Origin of the sequence: Aeromonas sp. RU39B (assembly GCF_900156095.1) — a bacterium.
Taxonomy (GTDB): Bacteria; Pseudomonadota; Gammaproteobacteria; order Enterobacterales; family Aeromonadaceae; genus Aeromonas.
Window position 1 is genome coordinate 18,256 of the sequence record NZ_FTMJ01000019.1, and the last position, 21,669, is coordinate 39,924.

The following is a 21,669-nucleotide window of genomic DNA, read 5'->3' on the forward strand; positions in this document are numbered from 1 at the left end:
TTTCATGACACCCGGCCAGTCCGCCGCTATAGTTTGCTCACCCAATCCCGATGTGGTCATGACATGAAACAATTTGGCTTTTTTCTTGGTATCACCCTTGGCGTGATTCTGATCCTGTTTGGCGCTGTGGTGATCTTCCAGGCGTTGCCTGCCGCGCTCGATGTGCTGGAGATGCCGAGCCGCATCCCGTTCGTGCGCGAGATCTACGACTGGCTGATGAGCAGTGCCAGCGGTCTGACCGCACAGCTCGAGCAGAACTTCCTTGAGGCATTCCAGACCATCCTCAAGCTGATCCTGCTGATGGTTTTCCTCTGGGTCTGTGTGCAGTTGGTGCACATGGGCGTGCTGATCCTGCGCGCCGGTGTCGATCTGATTCGCACCTCGATTGAACATGGCGCGCGCACTGCTGAAAACCCGACCCAGCCTGACAATGGCATGGGGCAGAGCAATACCCCGCAGGGGCGTGATCGCTACTACCAGTAAGTCGCGCCATATAAAAAAGGCCACCGGGATGGTGGCCTTTTGCATTTTACCGAATTAGTTCAGCACTTTTTCCAGCTCGGCTTCGGCCGCTGCACGGCTGTTGTCGGTGACAGGAATTATCGTGCTGCTGGCCGCGCTAGTGCTCTCGGTGACGGTCTTTTGCACCGTGCTGCTGGCCGCACTGGTGCTCTCAGTCACGGCTTTTTGTACCGTGGCAGATGCGGCGTTGGTGGTATCGGTGGCCGCCTTTTGCACTGAGCTACTGGCAGCACTGGCGGTTTCACTCGCGGTTTTTTGTACTGTGGTCGAGGCGCTGCTGGCCGTATCCGTCGCGGCTTTTTGCACCGTAGCGGTTGCCGCGCTGGTCGTTTCGGCGACGCTCTTTTGCACGGTGGCAGAGGCTGCGCTTGCGGCACTATCGACACTCTGGGCTACCTTGCTGGTGGCCGTTTGCGCTGCACTGGTGGTTGCGGTTTGCGCGGCAGTCACGCTCTGGCTGGCCGCTTGGGTTGTCGTTGCGGCGGCCTTCTGGGTTCCCTGCTGCACAGCACTGCTGCCTCGTTGCAGCAAGCCACCGAGCGCTTGTTGTGGATTGCTCAGGGCGCCCAGGGTTGAGCCGACCGCTGCCAGCGGATTAAGGCCCGAGGCGGCGGTTTGTGCTGCGGTGCCGGCTACCCCAGTGCTTCCCATGGCGCTGCTCCAGCTCTGCATTGCTTGCGGCCAGGAGGGTTGCTGACCATTTTCGCTGAACACTTGCGGACCTTGCTTATCGACCAGCATGACCGACATCTGGTTAGCACTGGAGTCCCAGACCAGACCGGCTTTCTGGGCAGCAGGATCGCTATTGTTGTAACGGGAGAGCACGTAGAACAGTGGCCCCTCCTGCTGTAACTCAGTGGCGGTTTTGAGCAGGCTGACCGTGGTGTCGTAGTGGGGGCCGAGAATGGCCGTCATACGATCCTTGACCAGGGGCTGTTCAAACAGATTGGCTTCATTGGGATCGAGACCGACCATGGGCTTGAGCAGCGCCCACATCAGCTGACCAGCCGGGTTGATAAGCAGGGGCGCCACACAGCCGCCGAGCAACAGGGCCAGCAGCGCCACCTTGAAGAAGGAGACGATACGCATTGATGACATCCAGACAGGGGTGATGGACAACAAAAAACCTCACTGACCGCCTCCCTTGTAAGCAGGAGACACTGAGCACAAACTGCCCAAAGCGGTTGGCGCGCAGGCTATCACATTCCCGTGGGAAAGCCAGCCTTGCCCATTCGGAGACTTTATTTTTTTGTAGCGTTGGTCGCTGTGGCGAAAAGAGGGGCGATCGCTTGGGAGAAAAAGATGCAACTCACAGCTTACAGCGGCGCGATCGGCGGCCTGCTATTGATGGTGTCAGCAACCGGGGCTTGGGCCGAGCAACAGACCTCGGTGAGCAGCTCAGAGCAGCAGGGTACTGCCCTGCACCTGAAACTGCCGGATGGCATGGGCGAGCGGATCTGCTGGTTTGACGATCACCGCTATTCCTTGGGCGCCATTGTCAAAAGCGGGGAAGAGACGCTGATTTGTGCGCCGCAGAATCCGCACGAGACCAATAGTGCGCTTAGCTGGCACCCGCTGGCCGCTGAGAAAGAAACTCAAACGCAGCAAGGAGATAGCGTTATCCTGCACGCCGGCGGCTGAGTGGTTTATTGATCCAGATAAAGACAGGGAAGGGGCCTTTGACGCATAATGCCCACCCATTTCCTGCGCTTCGGAACTCGAATCATGGCTCGTCGCTCCTCTCATACCCATCGTCGCCGTAACAGCTGGTGGTACAAGCGTCTGCTGGCACGGGAACGGGCCGAGCGGGAAGCGCGCTCTGTTCGCGACTGATACTAGGCGACCGAAGGCCTGCTTAGTGGGCCTTCTTTAAGGTACGGATCACCGCTTCGAGCGTCTTGCGGGTGCGGCTGATGTGGCGTGGGGCGACCAGTACCACGTCATTGCCGGCAACCGCGCCCATGATCTCCGGGCTGGCGTGCCGGTCGAGCATGCGAGCCACCACGGTGGCGGCACCCGGTGAGGTGTGGATCAGCACCAGCTGCTGATTGTGCTCAACCGAACGCACCATGTCGTGAATCGAGTGGGTGCTGTCGACGTTCTCGAGTTGTTCTTCCACCAGGGTATAGATCTTGCGGCCGTTGGCGTTTTGCGCCTTGGCGACCCCCAGTCTGCGCAGCAGGCGCGAGACGGTGGATTGGCTGATATCGGGAAAGCCGAAACCGGCCAGCTCGCGGCGGATCTCTTCCTGCGTACCGTAGCAGTGACGGGCGATGATCTGACGGCAGGCCTCCAGCTGGGCGCTGTCATGGACAATCTCTCTCTCCCCTGTGGCCAGTCTGCCCATACACCCTTCCTCTTTGCGCTGCTCGTCGTAATCAATGATGTGAAAAATGACTTATGCAGTGGAATGTGCCAAATAGTCATGCGCACGCTTAATATCCAACTGCTAAGTGGCAAGATTGTAGCTAAGAGGTCAAAAAACAGCTGTGACTGGGCTCAAAAAAGGGCCCTGATGGGCCCTTTCTAGTCACACTTTTGCATAAATTCATTAGAACAGCGCGCTGACGATATCCTGAGTGAAGGATTTCTCGCAGTATTTGCACTTCATGCGCACTTCACCTTTCACTTCACGCACCTTGAAGTGAGTCGGAACCGGCTCGCTGTGGGAGATGCAGTTGGAGTTGGGACACTCAAATACTCCCTCGATAAAGGCCGGCAGCTCAAGCTGGTGCTTCTTGACCACCTCGAACTCTTCGATGATGTTGACCGTCGCCTTGGGGGCAAACAGCGCCAGCTGGTTGGCTTGCTCTTCGGTCAGGCGAGTGTTCTCGATCTTGATCAGATCCTTCTTGCCGAGCTGGCCGGACTTGAGATTAAAGCCGACCGTGATGCGCTCGCTGGTTTCGACCAGCTGGAACAGCTTGAGGATCTTGATGCCTTGCCCGGCCGGAATATGGTCGATGACGGAGCCGTTGCAAATGGCTTCTACCTGCATTTTCTCGGACATGCTCGTTTCCTCAGACAGTTTCATTCAGTACCAGGGACAGCAGGGCTTGGCGCGCATAGACGCCGTTTTCGGCTTGCTGGAAGTAGGCGGCGTAGGGCGTCTTATCGACGGCGACCGTGATTTCATCCACACGCGGCAGCGGGTGCAGGATCTTCATGGTCGGCTTGGCCCCTTCCAGGGTCGCAACATCGATGATGAACTTGGCGGCCATGTGCTTGTATTCGGTCTCGTCAAATCGCTCTTTCTGGACGCGGGTCATGTAGAGGATGTCCAACTCCGGCATCACCTCTTCCATGGTGGCGTGCACGCTAAAGCGAATGCCCTTCTCTTCCAGCTCTTCGCAGATGTAGTCCGGCATGGCCAGCGCTTCCGGCGAGATGAAGTAGAAGCGGCAGTTGAACAGGCTCAGTGCCTGGGCCAGGGAGTGCACGGTACGGCCATATTTGAGGTCACCGACAAACGCCACATTCAGGTTATCAAGGCGCCCCTGGGTCTCGCGAATGGTGAACAGGTCGAGCAGGGTTTGGCTCGGATGCTGGTTGGCGCCGTCGCCGCCATTGATGACCGGGACGCTGGAAAACTCGGATGCCACCCGGGCCGCCCCTTCACGGGGATGGCGCATCACGATGGCGTCGGCGTAGGAGCCGATGATCTTGAGCGAGTCAGCCAGGGTCTCTCCCTTCTTGGCGCTGGTGTTACCGCCGTCGGCAAAGCCGATGACGTTGCCACCGAGGCGCTGAACGGCGGTTTCAAACGAGAGACGGGTACGGGTCGAGGGCTCGAAGAAGCAGCTCGCCACCAGCTTGTCCTGCAATAGCCGGGGGTTGGGATCGGCCTTGAGGCGTTGGGCCGTTTCGACCACCAGTTCCATTTCTGACCGGGTCAGGTCGGAGATGGAGATGACGTGTTTCTTATAGAGCGGATTGGTCATCGTCTGCATTCCCTTTGACAGAGGAGAGGTGGGGGGACAAAAAAAAAGCCCCTGAAACAGGGGCTCTTTTTAAAAACAGTGCGGGATCGGTGGGTCGGCAGCCAATGAAAACGGGGTGGGCTCGGTGCTGGGCACCGCTCGGCACGACCTGTTTCCGTAGCATGTTTGGCGACAACATAACCAGTCCCTATGCAAAATCGGAAGGATTATAGTGGCGCAAAAAAGTTTGTCAAAACTTTATTTACGACGCCATTTCCTGCATTAAAAACGTTTTACATTGGCTAACGTGCTGCAAAACCCACACCGGATGGCGATTTTGCAGTGGATGGTTATCCTCGGAGAGGCACTTGAGATAAGCCAGCCGATGATGCCCTTCCAGCAGCGCCCAAGGGCGAGGCATCAGGGCGCCATCCGGATAAGTTTCTCCCTCTTGCGGCGCCAGTACGATGATGGGTTCCGGCCAGGTACCGTGGGTCATCATGTACTCTGCCAACCAGGAGCGGCGTACATAGCGGTTGCTGCGCAGCATGTCGCTCCAGCGCTCCACCACGTCGCGGTGGCGGGTATCGACCTGTTCACAGAGCTGACTCGTGCTCAGCCATTGGGGATGCACCTGCATGCGGGAAAGGTCGAGGAAGCTCCAGTTCGACTCAAAGCCGCGCCAGTGGCGATAGATCCACTGGGCCAACAGATTGGGGGGGACGCCGGGCAACAGGGGTGAGACCCGCAGCAGGTAATCAGGCAAGGATTCGGTGCGATCTTCGTAACGGAAATTGAGTGGGGCCAACTGTTGCAGCAGGCGATAATTGAGCATGGCTCCTCCTCCCTGATGACCTACTCATTACCCTACTCCTAAGCGTCTCGCTTGCCCACCCCGTTGTATCAATCTTGTCCATCTTGCCGTAACAAAAGGCCGTCCGATGTCACATGGCAGAACAAAACCGGCAGAAATTGCCGACAGTTTCGCCAATCAGTATGAAAGGGCAGAAAAAAGCCTTTACCTTTGATCGAGGCTTTGTATACTACGCCTCGTTTGTTGCAGGGGCGTAGTTCCAATTGGTAGAACAGCGGTCTCCAAAACCGATGGTTGCGGGTTCGAGTCCTGCCGCCCCTGCCATTAAATTCAAGAAAAGCCAGCTCATTGAGCTGGCTTTTTGCTTTATGGCTTTCCTGTCGATCCCACCATAATTGCTGCATGTTGGCCATGGTGCCAAGTCGCTCACAAAACAGTTGATGATAGTTAACTCACTAATTTAATTGACTAAAGTCTGTACCTCTTTTGGCCGATATTCCTGCTCAGAGACAGGGAACCGTTTCCCTCTCATACAACATGATCAAGGATGCCTGTCATGACACTGACCTTGCGTGGCAAGTTGTTGGCGACCAGCCTCAGTCTGGTTCTTTTAATGGCCGCACTGCTGGGAATTGTGGCTTTTCATACCCTTAAAACCCGCAGTCTGGAGGCGATTCAAAGCGAAGCCCTCAACTACGGCCATGCCTACGCCGAAGGGGTCGGTGACTGGATGGCAGACAAGCGCAGCAGTGTTGATGCACTGGTGAATACCATTGCGGCCGACCCGCAGGTCAATCTGATCCCCCATCTGCTGCAAACCCACGCGACCAGTGGGTTTGGGTTGACCTACTACGGGGATGAACAGGGCAAGATGACCCGCCAGGACCCGGCACTCAACACCGGTAAATATGATCCGCGTGAGCGCCCCTGGTATCAGGATGCCATGAAAGCTGGCCAGCTAATTATTACTGCACCCTATGTCAGCGTGACCATGCAGAAGCTGGTGGTGACGCTGGCCGAGCCGGTTCGTCATCAGGGGCAGGCAATTGGTGTGGTGGGTGCCAACCTGGCACTCGATGAGCTTATCAACGACGTACTGGCCATGAAGGTGCAGGGTGAAGGCTATGCCATGCTGCTGGATCGCTCCGGTCTTATCGTTGGCCACCCGCAAAAGGATCTGGCACTCAAGCAGGTAAACGAGCTGTCACCCGAACTGTCTGCCAGTGTGCTGCAGCAGTGGGCGCAGGACAGTGTGCTGCATTCGGTTAACGTTGGTGGTCGTCAGGCGTTGCTATCGGTGCAGGCCGTGCCCAATACCGACTGGCTGTTGACCATGGTGATGTATGAGGATGTCCTCAATGCACCGCTTGATACCCTGCTCTGGCAACTGGTGGGCGTCACCGTGTTGTTGCTGGTGCTGGTGAGTGTTGCACTGACCATCATGTTCCGGGTGCTGTTTGCCGACCTTGGCCGGGTATCGCAGGCACTGACTGCGATTGCTCACGGGGAGGGGGATCTGACTGTGCATATTCAGACCCGCAGCCAGGATGAAGTGGGCCAACTGGCGCAAAGCTTTAACCAGTTTGTGGGTCGCCTGCACGGTATCGTCAGCCGCCTGCGTGACGTGGCGATTGCGCTGGCTGAGCAGTCGCGCCTGCAAGCCCAGAGTGCCGCTGGCCGCGCCCAGCAGGTCAAGCAGCAACAAGATGAGATCGTCATGGTGGCGACAGCGGTCACCGAGATGGCGTCGGCCACCCAGGAGATCGCCGGTAACGCCGAATATGCGGCCGGTACGGCCGGGGATACGGTTAAACTGGCCCAACAGGGCCAGGGCCAGGTTGGCAAGAGTAGCGCCAGTATCAGCGAGCTGGCGCAGAAGGTGGCCGGTGCTGGTCAGGTGATCACCGAACTCGACGGCCACGCCCAGAAGATCAACTCGATCCTGGCGACCATCAGCGGCATCGCCGAGCAGACCAACTTGCTGGCACTCAACGCCGCCATCGAAGCGGCTCGTGCCGGTGAGCAGGGGCGTGGCTTCGCGGTGGTCGCCGATGAGGTGCGGGTCTTGTCCCAGCGTACCCATGCGTCCACCGCCGAAATTCAGGCGATGATCGAAACCCTGCAGCTGACCACCCGCCGGGCCGTCAACGGCATGGACGAGAGCCGGGCACTGGCTGACACCAGCGTGGTGGATGCCAGCTCGGCCAACGACAGCCTGCTGCAGATCAACGAGGCGATAGGCTCTATCAGCGACATGGTGACCCATATTGCGACGGCCGCCGAAGAGCAGACCTCGGTGACTGCCGAGATCAGCCGCAATACCGAGAATATCCGCAGTGTGGCTCAGGAGTTTGCGGCCCAAGCCAGCGCAGAGGCCGAGCAAGCTGCCCGGCTCAAGCAGTTGACCGAACAGCTCGAGCAGGAAGTAGGTCGCTTCCGGCTCTGAGCCATGCAATAAAAAAAAACGGGGTGGCCAAGGCCACCCCGTTTTTTTGTCGGCGCTTATTGCTCGACCCAGATCAGCTTGTCGGTGGCAAAGCCAAGGCTATGTGCCTGCTGCACCAGTGCCGCCACCTGCTCTTTCGCTGGTTTGGGTGTGCGCGACAGAATCCACAGGTAGTCAAGGTTGTAGCTGCTCACCAGCGCCAGCTGATAATCGGGATCCAGCGCCAGAATATTGTAACTGCCATAGAAAGGACCGAAGAAGCTCACCTTGAAGCGCCCCTCGTCGGTGGCGCCGATAAAATAGGCCTTGCCCTCGGCTTCACGCCAGCTGCCGCTCGCTTCCTGACCACGATTGATCACCTTGACGCCGCCATCCGGGCGCAGGCTGTAAGTGGCGGTGACGTGATTCAGACCGGTTTCGAAACCATGATCGAGACGGGCTATTTCGTACCAGGTGCCGAGATAGCGGTCGAGCTGGAACGATTTGACCACCTGATGACCTACCGGAATTCCGGTACATGCTCCGGCCAGCAGGCCGAGCAGCAACACCCACATAGTTCGCATCTTACCCCTCCGTGATACTCAATTGACCTTGTCGAAATTGGCTGGCCTGGTTGCTCGGCGTGCTGCCGAAGAAGCGTTTGTACTCGCGGCTAAACTGGGAGCTACTCTCATAGCCGACGCGGGCGGCGGCTGTCCCGGCCTTGATCCCGTCCCCCAGCATCATCAGGCGGGCTTTGTGCAGGCGCAGCGATTTGATGTACTGCAGCGGCGAGGTGGCGGTGACCGCTTTGAAGTGGTGGTGGAAGGCCGACACGCTCATGTTGGCACTGCGCGCCAGCTCCTCCATGGTGAGGTTCTCGGTGAAGCGCTGTTCAATCAGGCGCAGCACCCGGGCAATCTGGCTGACCTGACCATGGCGACTGGCCAGCGCCTGCAGGGCGCCGCCGCCGGCTTCGTGCAGGGCATGAAACAGCATCTCACGCACAATCTGCGGCCCCAGTACTCTGGCATGCACCGGCTTGTCCATCACCTCAATCAGCCGCTCGGCGGCGCACAGCATGGATTCTGTTAGCGGTACCGATTGCACGCCACTGCCACGGGGTGGATCGCTTGCATGCAGACTGTCGCCAATCTCCAGCAGCAGCGCCTGCAGCTGTACCGGGTCGATCTCCAGCGTCAGGCCAACCAGCGGCTGTTCGACTGAGGCAAAACATTCGCACTCACAGGGCAGCGGCAGGGTCATCAAAAGGTAGTGCTGGGGATCGTAGCGAAACACCTGATCGGCCAGATAGCCAACTTTGTGTCCTTGCAGGATCAGGATCATCCGGGGGCGATAGAGCACCGGCTCACGGCCGTGATGCTCGCGGGTATAGATAAGCTCCACCCCCGGTACTGGGGAGGGGGAGACGCCCTGCATGGTGGCCAAGCGGGCCAGCTGGGTCACCAGTGCTTGCTGGCGAGAGGGGGAAAGCAGCATGTTGGATTGCTCTGTCGTTCTGACATCAAGAGAATTAGGCAAAAGATAGGCAGGATGTTGCCTTGTTGGCAAGGGTGCTTTGGAGAAAAATGCAAACCTAAGATTTTGCTTCACCTTCCCGGAGAAAAGAGAGATGCATAACTTTACCCTGCACACCCCGACCAAGATTCTGTTTGGCGAGGGTCAAGTCAGTGCCCTGCGCAGCCAGATCCCGGATCAGGCGCGCGTTCTGATTACCTATGGTGGCGGTAGCGTGGTTCGAAGCGGCCTGCTGGCACGTATCCGTGAAGTGCTGTCCGGCCTGACTGTGTTTGAATTCGGTGGTATCGAGCCCAACCCCCATTACGAAACCCTGGTCGAAGCAGTTCACCTGGCGCGTGAAAAGCAGGTTGATTTCCTGCTGGCTGTCGGTGGTGGCTCGGTGCTGGATGGCACCAAATTTATCGCAGCCGCTACCCATTACCAGAACGACCCGTGGCAGATTTTGGAAAATGCCGGTGCTGATGTGCACGGCGCCATCCCGCTTGGCTCGGTGCTGACGCTGCCGGCAACGGGTTCCGAGATGAACATGGGGGCCGTGATCACCCGCCACAGTACCGGCGACAAGCGTCACTTCCACTCGGCCCATGTCATGCCGCGTTTTGCCGTGCTCGATCCGGTGCTGACCTACACCCTGCCTGAGCGTCAGGTTGCCAACGGCGTGGTGGATGCGTTTGTCCACGTGGTCGAGCAGTACCTGACCTACCCGGTGGATGCCAAGGTGCAGGATCGCTTCGCCGAAGGGTTGCTGCTGACCCTGATTGAAGAGGGCCCTAAGGCGCTGCGCGAGCCGGAAAACTACGCGGTGCGTGCCAACCTGATGTGGAGTGCCACCATGGCGCTCAACGGCCTGATTGGTGCCGGTGTGCCGCAGGACTGGGCAACTCATATGCTGGGCCACGAGATCACCGCCCGTCATGGCCTTGACCACGCACAAACCCTGGCGGTGATTCTGCCGCTGATGCTTGATGAAAAACGCGAGCAAAAGAGAGAGAAACTGCTGCAATACGCCGAGCGCGTATGGGGCATCACTCACGGCGAAGAGGGACTGCGTATCGATCTGGCCATTGCGGCAACCCGCGCCTTCTTCGAGCGGATGGGCGTGAAGACCCACCTGCGCGATTACGGCATCGACCAGCCGGATGTAGAAGGCATGGTCGCCAAACTGGCCGAGCACGGTTATCTGGGCCTTGGTGAGCATGGGGATGTGACGCTGGAAGTGAGTCGTCGTCTCTATCAAGCCGCTCGCTAACGTTTGCCTTGCAGCCCCCGACCATCCCGGCCGGGGGTTGTTCATTCCTGGCGTGTGCGATATTTGCCACCGTCGTACAGATAAACCAGACAAAAGAGTGTTTTGTAAGAACAAAAAACGCTAACTTAGGCAGTAGTCAAAACATTTTTTTTGACTGGTTGGAGCTCTGTAGCCCGCCAAAAAGTCGGTTATAACTCTTTAATTTGGTTTGTTTTTTGGTTGCCCATCCCACGATGGATTGAAATCTGTGCAAGGTCGGCGCAAGGTCTGGTTGTCAGAAATCTCCAAAATTTGATATTAATCACGCTCGCGTCTGAAAAGCGGGTCGTGGAAGTAACAGGACGTTGCGCTGCTGACCGTCGTTTTTCTTCCTGTCAGTCTTGCCAGTCAACCCAGACCAGGTCTGTTTACAGGCCAGTGGGACAGCGGGTCGCGATAATTTACTAACCATCAGGGAATAGTCATGCAGATTGGAATACCGAGAGAGAGTCTTGCCGGTGAAACCCGGGTCGCTGCGACCCCGGCCACCGTCGAGCAGCTGAAAAAGCTCGGCTTCGACGTGGTGGTGGAGAGCGGTGCCGGCCGTCTTTCCAGCTTCGATGACGCTGCTTTCGTGGCCGCTGGAGCCGAGGTGGCCGAGAGCGTGTGGAATGCCGACCTGATCTTCAAGGTCAACGCGCCTACCGACGCCGAAATTGCCGTAATTAAAGAGGGTGCAACCCTCGTCAGTTTCATCTGGCCTGCCCAGAATCCCGAGCTGGTCGAGAAACTCTCCCAGCGTAATATCAATGTCATGGCCATGGACATGGTGCCGCGTATCTCCCGCGCCCAGGCACTCGATGCCCTCTCCTCCATGGCCAACATCGGTGGCTACCGTGCCGTGATTGAAGCGGCCCACGAGTTTGGTCGTTTCTTTACCGGTCAAATCACCGCTGCCGGTAAAGTTCCGCCTGCCAAGGTGCTGGTGATCGGTGCCGGTGTAGCCGGCCTGGCGGCCATCGGTGCAGCCGGTTCGCTGGGTGCCATCGTGCGTGCCTTCGATACCCGTCTGGAAGTGGCCGAACAGATCGAGTCCATGGGCGGCGAGTTCCTCAAGCTGGACTTCGGCGGCGAAGATGGCTCGTCGAGTGACGGTTATGCCAAGGTGATGAGCGAAGAGTTCATTGCAGCCGAGATGGCCCTGTTTGCCGAGCAGGCGAAGGAAGTGGACATCATCATTACCACCGCCCTGATCCCGGGCAAACCGGCTCCCAAGCTCATCACCAAAGAGATGGTTGATAGCATGAAGCCCGGTTCGGTCATCGTGGATCTGGCCTCTGCCACCGGTGGTAACTGCGAATACACCAAGCCGGGTGAACTGCATGTCACCGAAAGCGGCGTCAAGGTGATCGGTTATACCGATCTGCCGGGTCGTCTGCCGGCGCAATCCTCCCAGCTTTACGGCACCAACCTGGTGAACCTGATGAAGCTGATGTGCAAGGAGAAGGATGGTAACGCTGTTATCGACTTTGAAGACGTCATCATGCGCAACATGACGGTCGTCAAGGCCGGTGACGTGACCTTCCCGCCGCCTGCCATCTCGGTGTCGGCTGCGCCGCAAAAACCGGCTGCTGCCAAACCGGCCGCCAAGAAAGAGCCTGCCAAGCCCTCCAACAAGAAGTTTATCTGGGGTGCACTCGGCATCGCTGCTTTCGGCTGGATCGCTTCCGTGGCGCCCAGCGAGTTTCTGACCCACTTCACCGTGTTCGTGCTCTCCTGCGTGGTCGGCTACTACGTGGTGTGGAACGTGACTCATGCGCTGCACACGCCGCTGATGTCAGTCACTAATGCCATCTCCGGCATCATAGTGGTTGGCGCTCTGCTGCAGATTGGGCAGGGTTCGGCGCTGGTCACCGGATTGGCGTTTGTCGCTGTGCTGATTGCCAGTATCAACATCTTTGGCGGGTTCACCGTCACTCAGCGCATGCTGAAGATGTTCCGTAAGGATTAAGGGGGTTTAACGTGTATCAAGGACTGGTAACAGCAGCCTATATCGTTGCCGCCGTACTTTTCATCCTCAGTCTCGCGGGACTGTCGAAGCAGGAGACGGCCAAGCACGGCAATCTGTTTGGTATTGCCGGTATGGCCATCGCTCTGCTGGCCACCGTGCTCAATCCGGAGACCACTGGCGTTCAGTGGATCCTCCTGGCCATGGTCATCGGTGGTGCCATCGGTGTGCGTCTGGCGCTCAAGGTTGAGATGACTGAAATGCCCGAGCTGGTGGCCGTGCTGCACAGCTTCGTGGGTATGGCCGCCGTGCTGGTAGGCTTTAACAGCTTCATCGATCTGCACCCGGCTGCGCCGGCTGAAGTTGTGGTCAGCGTTGGCTCCAATCTGGACGCCACCCTGGCAGCCGCGCGCGCCGCATTTGAGCAAGCCAGCCAGGCTGCCCAGCATGAGCCGCTCACTGGCGCCATGCTCAACATCCACCTGGTTGAAATCTTCCTGGGTATCTTCATCGGTGCGGTGACCTTCACCGGCTCGGTGGTGGCCTTCGGTAAGCTGCGTGGTCTCATCTCCTCCAAGCCGTTGATGCTGCCGCATCGTCACAAGCTGAACCTGCTGGCCGTACTGGTGGTACTGGCGCTGCTGGTTTACTTCGTGAAGGTAGGTGGCTCTACCCCGGCCCTGCTGGTGATGACCCTGATTGCCTTTGCGTTTGGCTGGCATTTGGTGGCGTCCATCGGTGGTGCTGACATGCCGGTGGTGGTCTCCATGCTCAACTCCTACTCTGGTTGGGCGGCGGCGGCGGCGGGCTTCATGCTCTCCAACGACCTGCTGATTGTGACCGGTGCGCTGGTGGGCTCTTCCGGCGCCATCCTGTCGTACATCATGTGCAAGGCGATGAACCGCTCCTTCATTTCGGTGATTGCCGGTGGCTTTGGTACCGAAGGTGGCACCTCCTCCTCTGATCAGGAGATGGGTGAATACCGCGAGACCAACGCTGAAGATGTGGCCGAGCTGCTCAAGGCTGCCGGCTCTGTCATCATCACCCCGGGCTACGGTATGGCGGTGGCACAGGCGCAATATCCGGTGGCTGAAATCACCCAGAAGCTGCGTGATCGCGGCATCAAGGTGCGTTTTGGTATCCACCCGGTTGCCGGCCGTCTGCCTGGTCACATGAACGTACTGCTGGCTGAAGCTAAAGTGCCGTACGACATCGTGCTCGAAATGGACGAGATCAACGAAGACTTCGCCGAGACTGACGTGGTGCTGGTGATCGGTGCCAACGACACCGTGAACCCGGCTGCGATGGAAGATCCGGGCAGCCCGATCGCCGGGATGCCGGTTCTGGAAGTGTGGAAGGCGCAGACCGTGATCGGCTTCAAGCGCTCCATGAACACCGGTTATGCCGGCGTACAGAACCCGCTGTTCTTCAAGGAAAACACCCAGATGCTGTTTGGCGATGCCAAGGCCAGCGTCGAGGCGATCCTCAAATCCCTGTAAGGGTATAGACGTAAATAAGGAGGCTTCGGCCTCCTTTTTTGTTTAATCCGCTAGCGCCTTGAGCTCTCAGGGCTTCACATCGCGCTGAATCGGGTTTTGTAGCGAGATCAGGGTTTCGGTGGACTGGATCTCGTCGATGGTCTGGATCTTGTTGATTAGCACCGTCTGCAACTCGTCGATGGAGCGGGTCATCACCTTCATAAAGATGCTGTAGTGACCGGTGGTGTAGTAGGCCTCAACCACTTCATCGAGCTGGCGTAGTTTGTCCAGCGCTGACGGATAGTCTTTGGCGCTTTTGAGATTGATACCGATAAAGCAGCAGACATCATAGCCGAGGCGCTTGGCGTTGACCTGCACCCGCGTCCCTTCAATGATCCCCGCCTGTTTCATCTTCTCCACACGCACATGGATGGTGCCGGGGCTGACCGCAAAGCGTTTGGCCAACTCGGCATAAGGGATACGGGCGTTCTCCATCAGGGCGCCGAGGATGGATTGATCCAGATTGTCGATTCGATAATTTTCGGTCACTTTTTAGAACACCATTTGATGATAATTCAAAAATATCAGCTTCAAATTATCGTAAAAAATGCCGATAGGCCATTTTGTTTGTGGGTTATTGAAATGTAGGCCTGTTTTGTTGAAGAATCACTATCACGCAGTGCGGTTTGGGTGTGAAAGCGGCTCGCGCCACCTTCCATCCAGCCGTCATGTGATCCATTACTGGTTGCAACCGCTCAGGGTGACACCTGTGAATAGAGCGGGTTTCGCGATGACGTTTCCGGAAGGATCCGGAAAATTTGCACCGGTAGCCATGAGTCGCCAGAGAGAGCGTTCTTGCGAAGCATGGTGTGAAGGCATGCCTTCCCTGGGGGTGGATACCCCTGCGGCCCGCTCAACCCACGTTCGGCCGCACGCAACATTCCTCTCGGCAATCGGCGGATTGCCGTTTTTTTTGCCAAAAAAAACGCCGGCAAGATGCCGGCGTGACAATCACGGTGAGCTGGCTTACTGCTCCAGAATCAATCCGTCGTTGTTGGCGGCCAGACGCAGCAGTTTGCCCGGCACCACCCGGCCAGAGAGGATGGCCTGAGCCAGGGGGTTCTCCACCTTTTGCTGAATCGCCCGCTTGAGCGGACGCGCACCGTATACCGGGTCGAAACCGGCGTGGGCGAGGCGCGAGAGCAGATCTTCGCTGAGCTCGACCTGGAAACCCTGCTGCTCAAGCCGGCCCACCAGCCCCTTGAGCTGGATGCGGGCGATCGACTTGATGTGATCTTCGCCGAGCGGGTGGAACACCACGGTTTCGTCGATCCGGTTGATAAATTCCGGACGGAAACTGCGGGTCAGCACCTCCATCAGCAAGGCCTTCATGTCGTCGTAATCCTTCTCGGCATGGTGCTCCTGAATGAGATCCGAGCCGAGGTTGGAGGTCATGATGACCACCGAATTACGAAAATCGACGGTGCGACCCTGACCATCGGTCAGGCGGCCATCATCCAGTACTTGCAGCAGGATATTGAACACATCCGGGTGCGCTTTCTCCACTTCGTCGAGCAGGATCACCGAGTAGGGACGGCGACGCACCGCCTCGGTCAGATAACCCCCCTCTTCGTAACCCACGTAGCCGGGGGGCGCCCCGACCAGACGAGCCACGCTGTGCTTCTCCATGAACTCCGACATATCGATACGCACCATGGCGTCCTGGGTGTCGAACAGGAACTCGGCCAGCGCCTTGCACAGCTCGGTCTTACCGACCCCGGTGGGCCCGAGGAACAGGAAGGAGCCGATGGGGCGGTTCGGATCGGAGAGTCCGGCACGAGAGCGGCGGATGGCGTTGGAGACGGCATCGACGGCCTCGTTCTGGCCGATCACGCGGCTGTGCAGCTGCTCTTCCATCCGCAGCAGCTTCTCTTTCTCGCTTTCGAGCATGCGGGCGACCGGGATGCCGGTCCAGCGTGCCAGCACGTCTGCAATCTCCACGTCGGTGACGCGGTTACGCAGCAGACTGGTCTCCTGCATCTCAGCCTGGGTGGCGAGGTCGAGCTGCTTCTCAAGCTCGGGGATCCGACCATATTGCAGTTCGGACATGCGGGCGAGATCGCCGGCGCGGCGAGCCACGTCGAGATCCTGCCGCGCCTGCTCCAGCGCGGCCTTGATGTGCTGGGTGCCGGCCAGAGCTGCTTTCTCGGCCTTCCACACCTCTTCCAACTCGTTGTATTCACGCTCTTTCTCGCCCAGCTCGTGGTTGAGCAGTTCGAGACGCTTGCGGCTGGCATCGTCGGACTCTTTCATCAGCGCCTGCTGCTCGAGCTTGAGCTGGATAATGCGCCGTTCGAGGCGATCCAGCGCCTCCGGTTTGGAGTCGATCTGTAGCCGGATGCTGGCGGCGGCTTCGTCAATGAGATCGATAGCTTTGTCCGGCAACTGGCGGTCAGCAATGTAGCGGTGCGACAGCTGGGCCGCGGCCACGATGGCCGGGTCAGTGATCTGCACATGGTGGTGCAGCTCATAGCGCTCTTTGAGACCACGCAAAATGGCGATGGTGTCCTCGACGGTGGGCTCTTCGACCAGCACCTTCTGGAAGCGGCGCTCAAGGGCGGCGTCCTTTTCTACATATTGGCGGTACTCATCGAGCGTGGTGGCACCGACGCAGTGCAGCTCACCGCGCGCTAACGCAGGTTTGAGCATGTTACCGGCATCCATGGCCCCTTCGCCCTTACCGGCGCCAACCATGGTGTGCAGCTCGTCGATAAAGAGGATGACGTTCCCCTCTTCCTTGGCCAAGTCGTTCAATACCGACTTGAGGCGCTCTTCAAACTCGCCACGGTATTTGGCGCCGGCCACCAGCGCGCCCATATCGAGCGACAGCACCCGCTTGTTTTTGAGTCCTTCCGGCACTTCACCATTGATGATGCGTTGGGCCAACCCCTCGACGATGGCGGTTTTACCGACGCCGGGCTCGCCAATCAGCACCGGGTTGTTCTTGGTGCGGCGCTGCAACACCTGGATGGTGCGGCGAATTTCATCGTCACGGCCAATGACCGGGTCGAGCTTGCCGAGCTCCGCCCGCTCGGTCAGATCGATGGTGAACTTCTCAAGAGCCTGCCGATTCTCTTCGGCGTTGGCATCGTCAACCTTTTTGCCGCCACGTACCTTGTCGATGGCTTCCTCCAACTTCTCTTTGGTTAGCCCCTGAGCGCGCAGCAGCTCGCCGAGCATGCCTTTATCCTCAAGGGCGGCCAGCACGAATAGCTCGGACGAAATGAACTGATCCTTGCGCTGCTGGGCCAGCTTGTCACAGATGTTGAGCAGGCGGCCGAGCTGCTGGGAAAGCTGCACGTCGCCATCCACTCCGCTGACACGCGGCAGGCGATCGAGCTCTTCGCCCAGACGCGAGCGCAGCGCGTTGACGTCCATACCGGTCAGGCTAAGCAGCGGGCGAATGGAGCCACCGTCCTGATTGAGCAGGGCGGCCATCAGGTGGACGGGTTCAATAAATTGGTGATCACGACCCAGTGCCAGTGACTGGGCATCGGAGATAGCAAGTTGGAACTTGCTGGTGAGGCGATCAAGACGCATCGCATTCCCCCTTCGAGAGCGAGTACCGCTTTAGCGGCATGAACAGCATTATCTACAGAGCAAAATGTGGGCCGCAGCTAGGATTTCAAGGGCTCCATTGGTGATTTTTTCCTCAATAGCCGTGTTGTCTTGCTGAGCAGTGGGAGTATCCCACTGATGAGGGATGTGAAAAATGCTGCTGGTTTGTCAAATCCCTGTCACCTGGTAGAGATATTAGTGGTGGGTATGGGCTGCCAGCGCCAGTGGGCAAGGTGGCATTGATCCTCGACCAAGGGAGTTTCTCCATGACCCATAGCGTAGATCCGGCGCGTCGCAAACTGCTGCAATTTATTGCCGGAACCCCTCTGTTGCCGCTGGCCGGTGGACTAGCTGGCATGATAAGCAACAGCGTGTTCGCCGCCGATCTGAAAGCCGCCTCCGTTCGTTTTGTGCCTATGGCGGCGCCTACACTGGCCAATCCGGCCGAGATGGCGACCACTACCGTCAAATCGAGCATGGTGGTGAACTACAGCGATGGCAGCAGCAAAACCTTCCGCCTTGGCTACAAGCCGTTCTTTATTACCGGGGATCAAGTGCCGGACGGCAAGGGCGGCACCCTTCTGGCAGGGGGGTATTACGATATTCACCATGCCCCCATCCTTAATACCAACGGTCAGCAATTTTTCTCTGATTGCCCCGATGGCAGCAGCCTGCTGACGTTGCCGGGCGCCAAGGTCGCCGGGGTTAAAGGTCATACGGTGTTTGCCGTGGTGCAGTTTGAATACACTTCGCGGGCGGCGAACGGCGATGACATGTATGGCAAGTTGCCATCACCGATTGCGGTGCTGACGCTCGATCAGAACCCCGACACCGGCGAGCTGACGCTGGTGCAGTACCACAATGTCGATACCAGTCCGGTACAGGGATTGTGGATCACCTGTGGCGCTAGCCTCTCCCCCTGGAATACGCATCTCTCCAGTGAAGAGTACGAGCCCGATGCCTTCAAGGCGGCCGGTGATGAGCAGTTTCAGGGCTACAGCCAGCATCTGTTTGGCGATCCGGCCAAGGCCAACCCTTACCACTACGGCCATCTGCCCGAAGTGACCGTCCATCCTGATGGCAGCGGCAGTGTGCAAAAACACTACTGTTTGGGGCGCATCTCTCATGAGCTGGTACAGGTGATGCCGGATGAGCGCACCGTGCTGATGGGGGACGATGCCACCAATGGTGGGTTGTTTATGTTTGTGGCCGACCGGCCGCGCGATCTCTCTGCCGGCACCCTGTATGTGGCCAAGTGGAAGCAGGTTTCCGGTAAAGGGCCGGGGGCGGGTGACATCAGCTGGATCAAGCTCGGTCACGCCAGCAGCGATGAGATCAAGGCGCTGGTGGCAGGTGGTATCAAGCCCGAGCAGATCATGACGGTGGCCTTTAAAGATCCGGGCGATGCGTCATTTACCAAGATCGGTTTTAACGGCAAGCCACACTGGGTGAAGTTGCAACCGGGCATGGAGAAAGCAGCTGCGTTTCTCGAAACCCACCGCTACGCTGCGCTGGTTGGTGGCTCGCTCGGCTTTAGCAAGATGGAAGGGACGACCCTCAACATTGCCGACAAGCGCGCTTATTCGGCCATGTCGTATGTCTACAAAAGCATGACTGATGGCAGCGGCGACATTCACGTCGAGGGGCCAAAGGCAGGAGCGGTGTATGAGCACATTCTGCAGGGCGGCCAACAGGATCTCGACGGTCAGCCCATCGACAGTGAGTGGGTCTCCACGCACATGGCACCGCCGGCTGCGCTGGTGGGGGAAGATCTTTCCAAGGCCGATGCCCTCGGCAACACGGCACATGCCGACAAGATTGCCAATCCCGACAATCTGAAGTTCTCGGAGAAGTTACGCACCCTGTTTATCGGCGAAGACAGCGGCAACCACGTCAACAACTTCCTGTGGGCCTACAACGTCGATACCCGTGAGCTCAGCCGTATCCTCTCCTGCCCGGCAGGCGCCGAGTCAACCGGCCTGCATGCGGTGGATGAGATCAATGGCTGGACCTACATCATGAGCAACCTGCAGCACCCCGGCGATTGGGAGAGCCCACTGCATGATGTGGTCAAAGAGACGCTCGATCCGCTGGTGCGAGCCAACTATCGCGACCGCTTTGGGGCGGCGGTAGGGTATGTCACAGGCATGCCAGAACTGGGATGACGAGGTGCCGGCTCGCTCATTCGGAGCCGGCTTTCCTATCATGCAGACGATGCGCCGGGGCGGTTTGTCCGGCGCTGATTACGGCTCAATCCAGATCAGGCTGGCCATGCGGCCAGTCTGTCCGTCACGGCGATAAGAGAAGAAACGCTCTGGCGCGCTGACGGTACAATGCTCCCCGCCATAGACAGCCGACACGCCCGCTCGCGCCAGGCGCAATCTGGCCAGCAGATAGATATCCGCCAACCATTTGCCCTGATGGGGCGAGGGCTGAAACGCTGTGGCCGCTTCGGCCTGCTCGCTGATAAACGCCTCTCTCACTTCCGGGCCGACTTCAAACGCCTCCGGGCCGATAGCCGGTCCCATCCAGGCGAGCAGATCCCCTGGCGCACAGCCCATACTGGCAATTGTCGCCTCTAATACGCCACCGTGTAGACCACGCCAGCCAGCGTGCGCCGCAGCAACAACGCTACCGGCACGATTACAAAACAGCACCGGCAGGCAGTCTGCCGTCATCACCACGCAAGGTTGCCCGGCGACATGGGCGCAGGTTGCGTCAGCTTCTGGCGTTGCACGGTAGGGCGCATCGGCAGGATGCACCACGCAACCATGGACCTGCGAGAGCCAGGGAATGGTGCCTGGAATGCCCGCTGTCTGCTGCAGCAAGCGGCGGTTGGTTGCCACGCAGGTTGGATCGTCACCGACGTGGTCGCCCAGATTCAGGGCGCGAAACACGCCGCCGCTGACGCCGCCTGCTCGGGTGGTTGAGAGTGCGCGAACCGTGGCCGGAGCCGGCCAGTCAGGTGTGATGAAATCAAGGGACATGAATAAGCTCCGACAACAGAATGCCCATGACCATAACGGGATGAGGTCTGTCAGGCAACTGAGGGGGTGGCGAAAACACGGAGAAATAAAAAACGGGGCCGCAGCCCCGTTACAGATTAATGCTTACATCCAGACCAGATCGTCCGGGTTGGCCTCGGTGTCGGCGCGCAGCACCTCCATCAGATCCAGCATGTCCTGCGGGGTTGGGGAGTGCCACTGCAGCATCTCGCCGGTGATGGGGTGAGCCAGTTGCAGCATGGTGGCGTGCAGCGCCTGACGACGGAAACCGCGCAGCGCTTCGGTCAGCTCCGGGGTGGCGTTACGCAGCGGGCGCAGACGACCGCCATAGACCGGATCGCCGACCAGCGGATGCTTGATATGGGCCATGTGTACCCGGATCTGGTGAGTCCGGCCGGTTTCCAGGCGCAGACGCAGACGGGTGTGACCACGGAACTTCTCATGCACCCGATAGTGAGTGACCGAGGGGCGTCCGCCCGGCACAACCGCCATGTGAGTACGCTGGGTCGGATGGCGACCGATGGGGGCGTCAACCGTGCCACCTGCCGTCATATGACCGATGGCAATGGCTTCGTACTCACGGGTGATCTGACGCGCCTGCAAGTCAGTGACCAGGTGGGTTTGCGCCGGAACCGTCTTGGCAATCACCATCAGACCTGTGGTGTCCTTGTCGAGGCGGTGCACGATGCCGGCCCGCGGCACTTCGGCAATGCCGGGGTAGCGGTGCAGCAGGGCGTTCAGTACGGTGCCATCCGGCGTACCGGCGCCCGGGTGGACCACCAGACCTGCCGGCTTGTCGATCACCAGAATATGTTCATCTTCAAAAACGATGTTCAGGTCGATATCCTGACCATCAAAGCGTGTGTCATCCTCCAGCTCCACCTGGATATGGACGTTCTGCCCGGCGAGAATTTTTTCCCGCGGGGTGTTGGCAACCTGACCATCCAGGGTCACGCGATCTTGCAGAATCCACTCCTTGATTCTGGTCCGGGAGTAGTCGGGAAACAGTTCGGCCAGAGCCTGGTCGAGGCGTTGCCCGTATTGGTGATCCTGGAATGCACCTGTCAGTTCGATTTGCTGGCTCATCTAACGTCTCTTGAGCTGGGTTA

Annotated in this window: 18 protein-coding genes and 1 tRNA gene; 8 read left to right on the top strand and 11 right to left on the bottom strand. The window is 58.6% G+C overall.

What is annotated here, in order from left to right:
* Positions 1-63 precede the first annotated feature (63 nt).
* A complete protein-coding gene (locus BW958_RS19035; RefSeq protein WP_076577489.1) occupies positions 64-483 on the top strand; it encodes a hypothetical protein in 420 nt (139 codons plus the stop codon).
* A 54-nt stretch (positions 484-537) separates the two neighbouring features.
* On the opposite strand, the gene BW958_RS19040 is transcribed toward BW958_RS19035, so the two are convergent.
* Positions 538-1,611, bottom strand: a complete 1,074-nt coding sequence (locus BW958_RS19040; RefSeq protein ID WP_076577490.1) for a hypothetical protein — start codon at positions 1,609-1,611, stop codon at positions 538-540.
* 213 nt (positions 1,612-1,824) lie between these two features.
* Here BW958_RS19040 and BW958_RS19045 point away from each other — a divergent pair, with 213 nt between their 5' ends.
* Positions 1,825-2,163: a DUF1496 domain-containing protein gene (locus BW958_RS19045; protein ID WP_076577491.1), complete on the top strand. Its 339-nt coding sequence runs from the start codon at positions 1,825-1,827 to the stop codon at positions 2,161-2,163.
* A gap of 214 nt (positions 2,164-2,377) precedes the next feature.
* Here the strand turns inward: BW958_RS19045 and BW958_RS19050 are convergent, their stop codons facing one another.
* The 4 genes from BW958_RS19050 to BW958_RS19065 all read right to left on the bottom strand — a co-directional run bounded on the left by BW958_RS19050 (position 2,378) and on the right by BW958_RS19065 (position 5,277).
* On the bottom strand, positions 2,378-2,869 hold the full coding sequence (locus tag BW958_RS19050; protein ID WP_076577492.1) for an arginine repressor: 492 nt from the start codon (positions 2,867-2,869) through the stop codon (positions 2,378-2,380).
* Positions 2,870-3,073: 204 nt separating this feature from the next.
* Positions 3,074-3,532, bottom strand: coding sequence for an aspartate carbamoyltransferase regulatory subunit (gene pyrI / locus BW958_RS19055; protein ID WP_076577493.1), 459 nt, complete (start codon positions 3,530-3,532; stop codon positions 3,074-3,076).
* A gap of 10 nt (positions 3,533-3,542) precedes the next feature.
* Positions 3,543-4,463 (bottom strand): aspartate carbamoyltransferase, encoded by a 921-nt coding sequence (gene pyrB, locus BW958_RS19060; protein ID WP_076577494.1) that lies wholly within the window; start codon positions 4,461-4,463, stop codon positions 3,543-3,545.
* A 241-nt stretch (positions 4,464-4,704) separates the two neighbouring features.
* The gene (locus tag BW958_RS19065) at positions 4,705-5,277 is read right to left on the bottom strand and encodes a hypothetical protein (RefSeq protein WP_076577495.1); all 573 of its coding nucleotides are present in this window, start codon (positions 5,275-5,277) and stop codon (positions 4,705-4,707) included.
* Between the two features lie 226 nt (positions 5,278-5,503).
* On the opposite strand from BW958_RS19065, the gene BW958_RS19070 reads away from it, so the two are divergent.
* Positions 5,504-5,580: transfer RNA gene (locus tag BW958_RS19070), tRNA-Trp, on the top strand.
* A 232-nt stretch (positions 5,581-5,812) separates the two neighbouring features.
* Positions 5,813-7,702, top strand: a complete 1,890-nt coding sequence (locus tag BW958_RS19075) for a methyl-accepting chemotaxis protein (RefSeq protein WP_076577496.1) — start codon at positions 5,813-5,815, stop codon at positions 7,700-7,702.
* A gap of 56 nt (positions 7,703-7,758) precedes the next feature.
* Here BW958_RS19075 and BW958_RS19080 read toward each other — a convergent pair whose 3' ends face one another.
* Entirely contained in the window at positions 7,759-8,265 is a 507-nt protein-coding gene (locus BW958_RS19080; RefSeq protein ID WP_076577497.1) for a lipocalin family protein, read from the bottom strand.
* Position 8,266: 1 nt separating this feature from the next.
* Positions 8,267-9,121 (bottom strand): AraC family transcriptional regulator, encoded by an 855-nt coding sequence (locus BW958_RS19085; RefSeq protein ID WP_306169670.1) that lies wholly within the window; start codon positions 9,119-9,121, stop codon positions 8,267-8,269.
* 193 nt (positions 9,122-9,314) lie between these two features.
* Between BW958_RS19085 and yqhD the strand changes: the two genes are divergently transcribed.
* The 3 genes from yqhD (at position 9,315) to pntB (ending at position 13,958) form a co-directional block, all read left to right on the top strand.
* Positions 9,315-10,472 (top strand): alcohol dehydrogenase, encoded by a 1,158-nt coding sequence (gene yqhD, locus BW958_RS19090; protein ID WP_076577499.1) that lies wholly within the window; start codon positions 9,315-9,317, stop codon positions 10,470-10,472.
* 463 nt (positions 10,473-10,935) lie between these two features.
* Positions 10,936-12,462: a Re/Si-specific NAD(P)(+) transhydrogenase subunit alpha gene (gene pntA / locus BW958_RS19095; RefSeq protein ID WP_076577500.1), complete on the top strand. Its 1,527-nt coding sequence runs from the start codon at positions 10,936-10,938 to the stop codon at positions 12,460-12,462.
* Positions 12,463-12,473: 11 nt separating this feature from the next.
* On the top strand, positions 12,474-13,958 hold the full coding sequence (gene pntB, locus BW958_RS19100; protein ID WP_076577501.1) for a Re/Si-specific NAD(P)(+) transhydrogenase subunit beta: 1,485 nt from the start codon (positions 12,474-12,476) through the stop codon (positions 13,956-13,958).
* Positions 13,959-14,024: 66 nt separating this feature from the next.
* On the opposite strand, the gene asnC is transcribed toward pntB, so the two are convergent.
* Both asnC and clpB read right to left on the bottom strand, forming a co-directional pair.
* The gene (gene asnC / locus BW958_RS19105) at positions 14,025-14,486 is read right to left on the bottom strand and encodes a transcriptional regulator AsnC (protein WP_076577502.1); all 462 of its coding nucleotides are present in this window, start codon (positions 14,484-14,486) and stop codon (positions 14,025-14,027) included.
* Positions 14,487-14,963: 477 nt separating this feature from the next.
* Positions 14,964-17,537 (bottom strand): ATP-dependent chaperone ClpB, encoded by a 2,574-nt coding sequence (gene clpB / locus BW958_RS19110; protein WP_076577503.1) that lies wholly within the window; start codon positions 17,535-17,537, stop codon positions 14,964-14,966.
* 284 nt (positions 17,538-17,821) lie between these two features.
* On the opposite strand from clpB, the gene BW958_RS19115 reads away from it, so the two are divergent.
* Positions 17,822-19,720 carry a PhoX family protein gene (locus BW958_RS19115; RefSeq protein WP_076577504.1) on the top strand — a complete coding sequence of 633 codons (1,899 nt, stop codon included), beginning with the start codon at positions 17,822-17,824 and terminating at the stop codon, positions 19,718-19,720.
* A 78-nt stretch (positions 19,721-19,798) separates the two neighbouring features.
* Here BW958_RS19115 and pgeF read toward each other — a convergent pair whose 3' ends face one another.
* Entirely contained in the window at positions 19,799-20,542 is a 744-nt protein-coding gene (gene pgeF, locus BW958_RS19120; RefSeq protein ID WP_076577505.1) for a peptidoglycan editing factor PgeF, read from the bottom strand.
* Between the two features lie 123 nt (positions 20,543-20,665).
* Complete coding sequence (gene rluD / locus BW958_RS19125; protein ID WP_076577506.1) at positions 20,666-21,646, bottom strand: 23S rRNA pseudouridine(1911/1915/1917) synthase RluD; 981 nt, start codon at positions 21,644-21,646, stop codon at positions 20,666-20,668.
* Between the last annotated feature and the right edge of the window lie 23 nt (positions 21,647-21,669).

Coding starts and splice junctions, on each gene's coding strand:
- pyrI (WP_076577493.1), bottom strand. CDS start 3,532: ATGTCCGAGAAAATGCAGGTAGAAGCCATTTGCAACGGCTCCGTCATC.
- rluD (WP_076577506.1), bottom strand. CDS start 21,646: ATGAGCCAGCAAATCGAACTGACAGGTGCATTCCAGGATCACCAATAC.
- BW958_RS19045 (WP_076577491.1), top strand. CDS start 1,825: ATGCAACTCACAGCTTACAGCGGCGCGATCGGCGGCCTGCTATTGATG.
- BW958_RS19115 (WP_076577504.1), top strand. CDS start 17,822: ATGACCCATAGCGTAGATCCGGCGCGTCGCAAACTGCTGCAATTTATT.
- BW958_RS19080 (WP_076577497.1), bottom strand. CDS start 8,265: ATGCGAACTATGTGGGTGTTGCTGCTCGGCCTGCTGGCCGGAGCATGT.
- pgeF (WP_076577505.1), bottom strand. CDS start 20,542: ATGTCCCTTGATTTCATCACACCTGACTGGCCGGCTCCGGCCACGGTT.
- BW958_RS19075 (WP_076577496.1), top strand. CDS start 5,813: ATGACACTGACCTTGCGTGGCAAGTTGTTGGCGACCAGCCTCAGTCTG.
- BW958_RS19065 (WP_076577495.1), bottom strand. CDS start 5,277: ATGCTCAATTATCGCCTGCTGCAACAGTTGGCCCCACTCAATTTCCGT.
- BW958_RS19085 (WP_306169670.1), bottom strand. CDS start 9,121: ATGCAGGGCGTCTCCCCCTCCCCAGTACCGGGGGTGGAGCTTATCTAT.
- clpB (WP_076577503.1), bottom strand. CDS start 17,537: ATGCGTCTTGATCGCCTCACCAGCAAGTTCCAACTTGCTATCTCCGAT.
- BW958_RS19050 (WP_076577492.1), bottom strand. CDS start 2,869: ATGGGCAGACTGGCCACAGGGGAGAGAGAGATTGTCCATGACAGCGCC.
- BW958_RS19040 (WP_076577490.1), bottom strand. CDS start 1,611: ATGCGTATCGTCTCCTTCTTCAAGGTGGCGCTGCTGGCCCTGTTGCTC.
- pntA (WP_076577500.1), top strand. CDS start 10,936: ATGCAGATTGGAATACCGAGAGAGAGTCTTGCCGGTGAAACCCGGGTC.
- pyrB (WP_076577494.1), bottom strand. CDS start 4,463: ATGACCAATCCGCTCTATAAGAAACACGTCATCTCCATCTCCGACCTG.
- BW958_RS19035 (WP_076577489.1), top strand. CDS start 64: ATGAAACAATTTGGCTTTTTTCTTGGTATCACCCTTGGCGTGATTCTG.
- yqhD (WP_076577499.1), top strand. CDS start 9,315: ATGCATAACTTTACCCTGCACACCCCGACCAAGATTCTGTTTGGCGAG.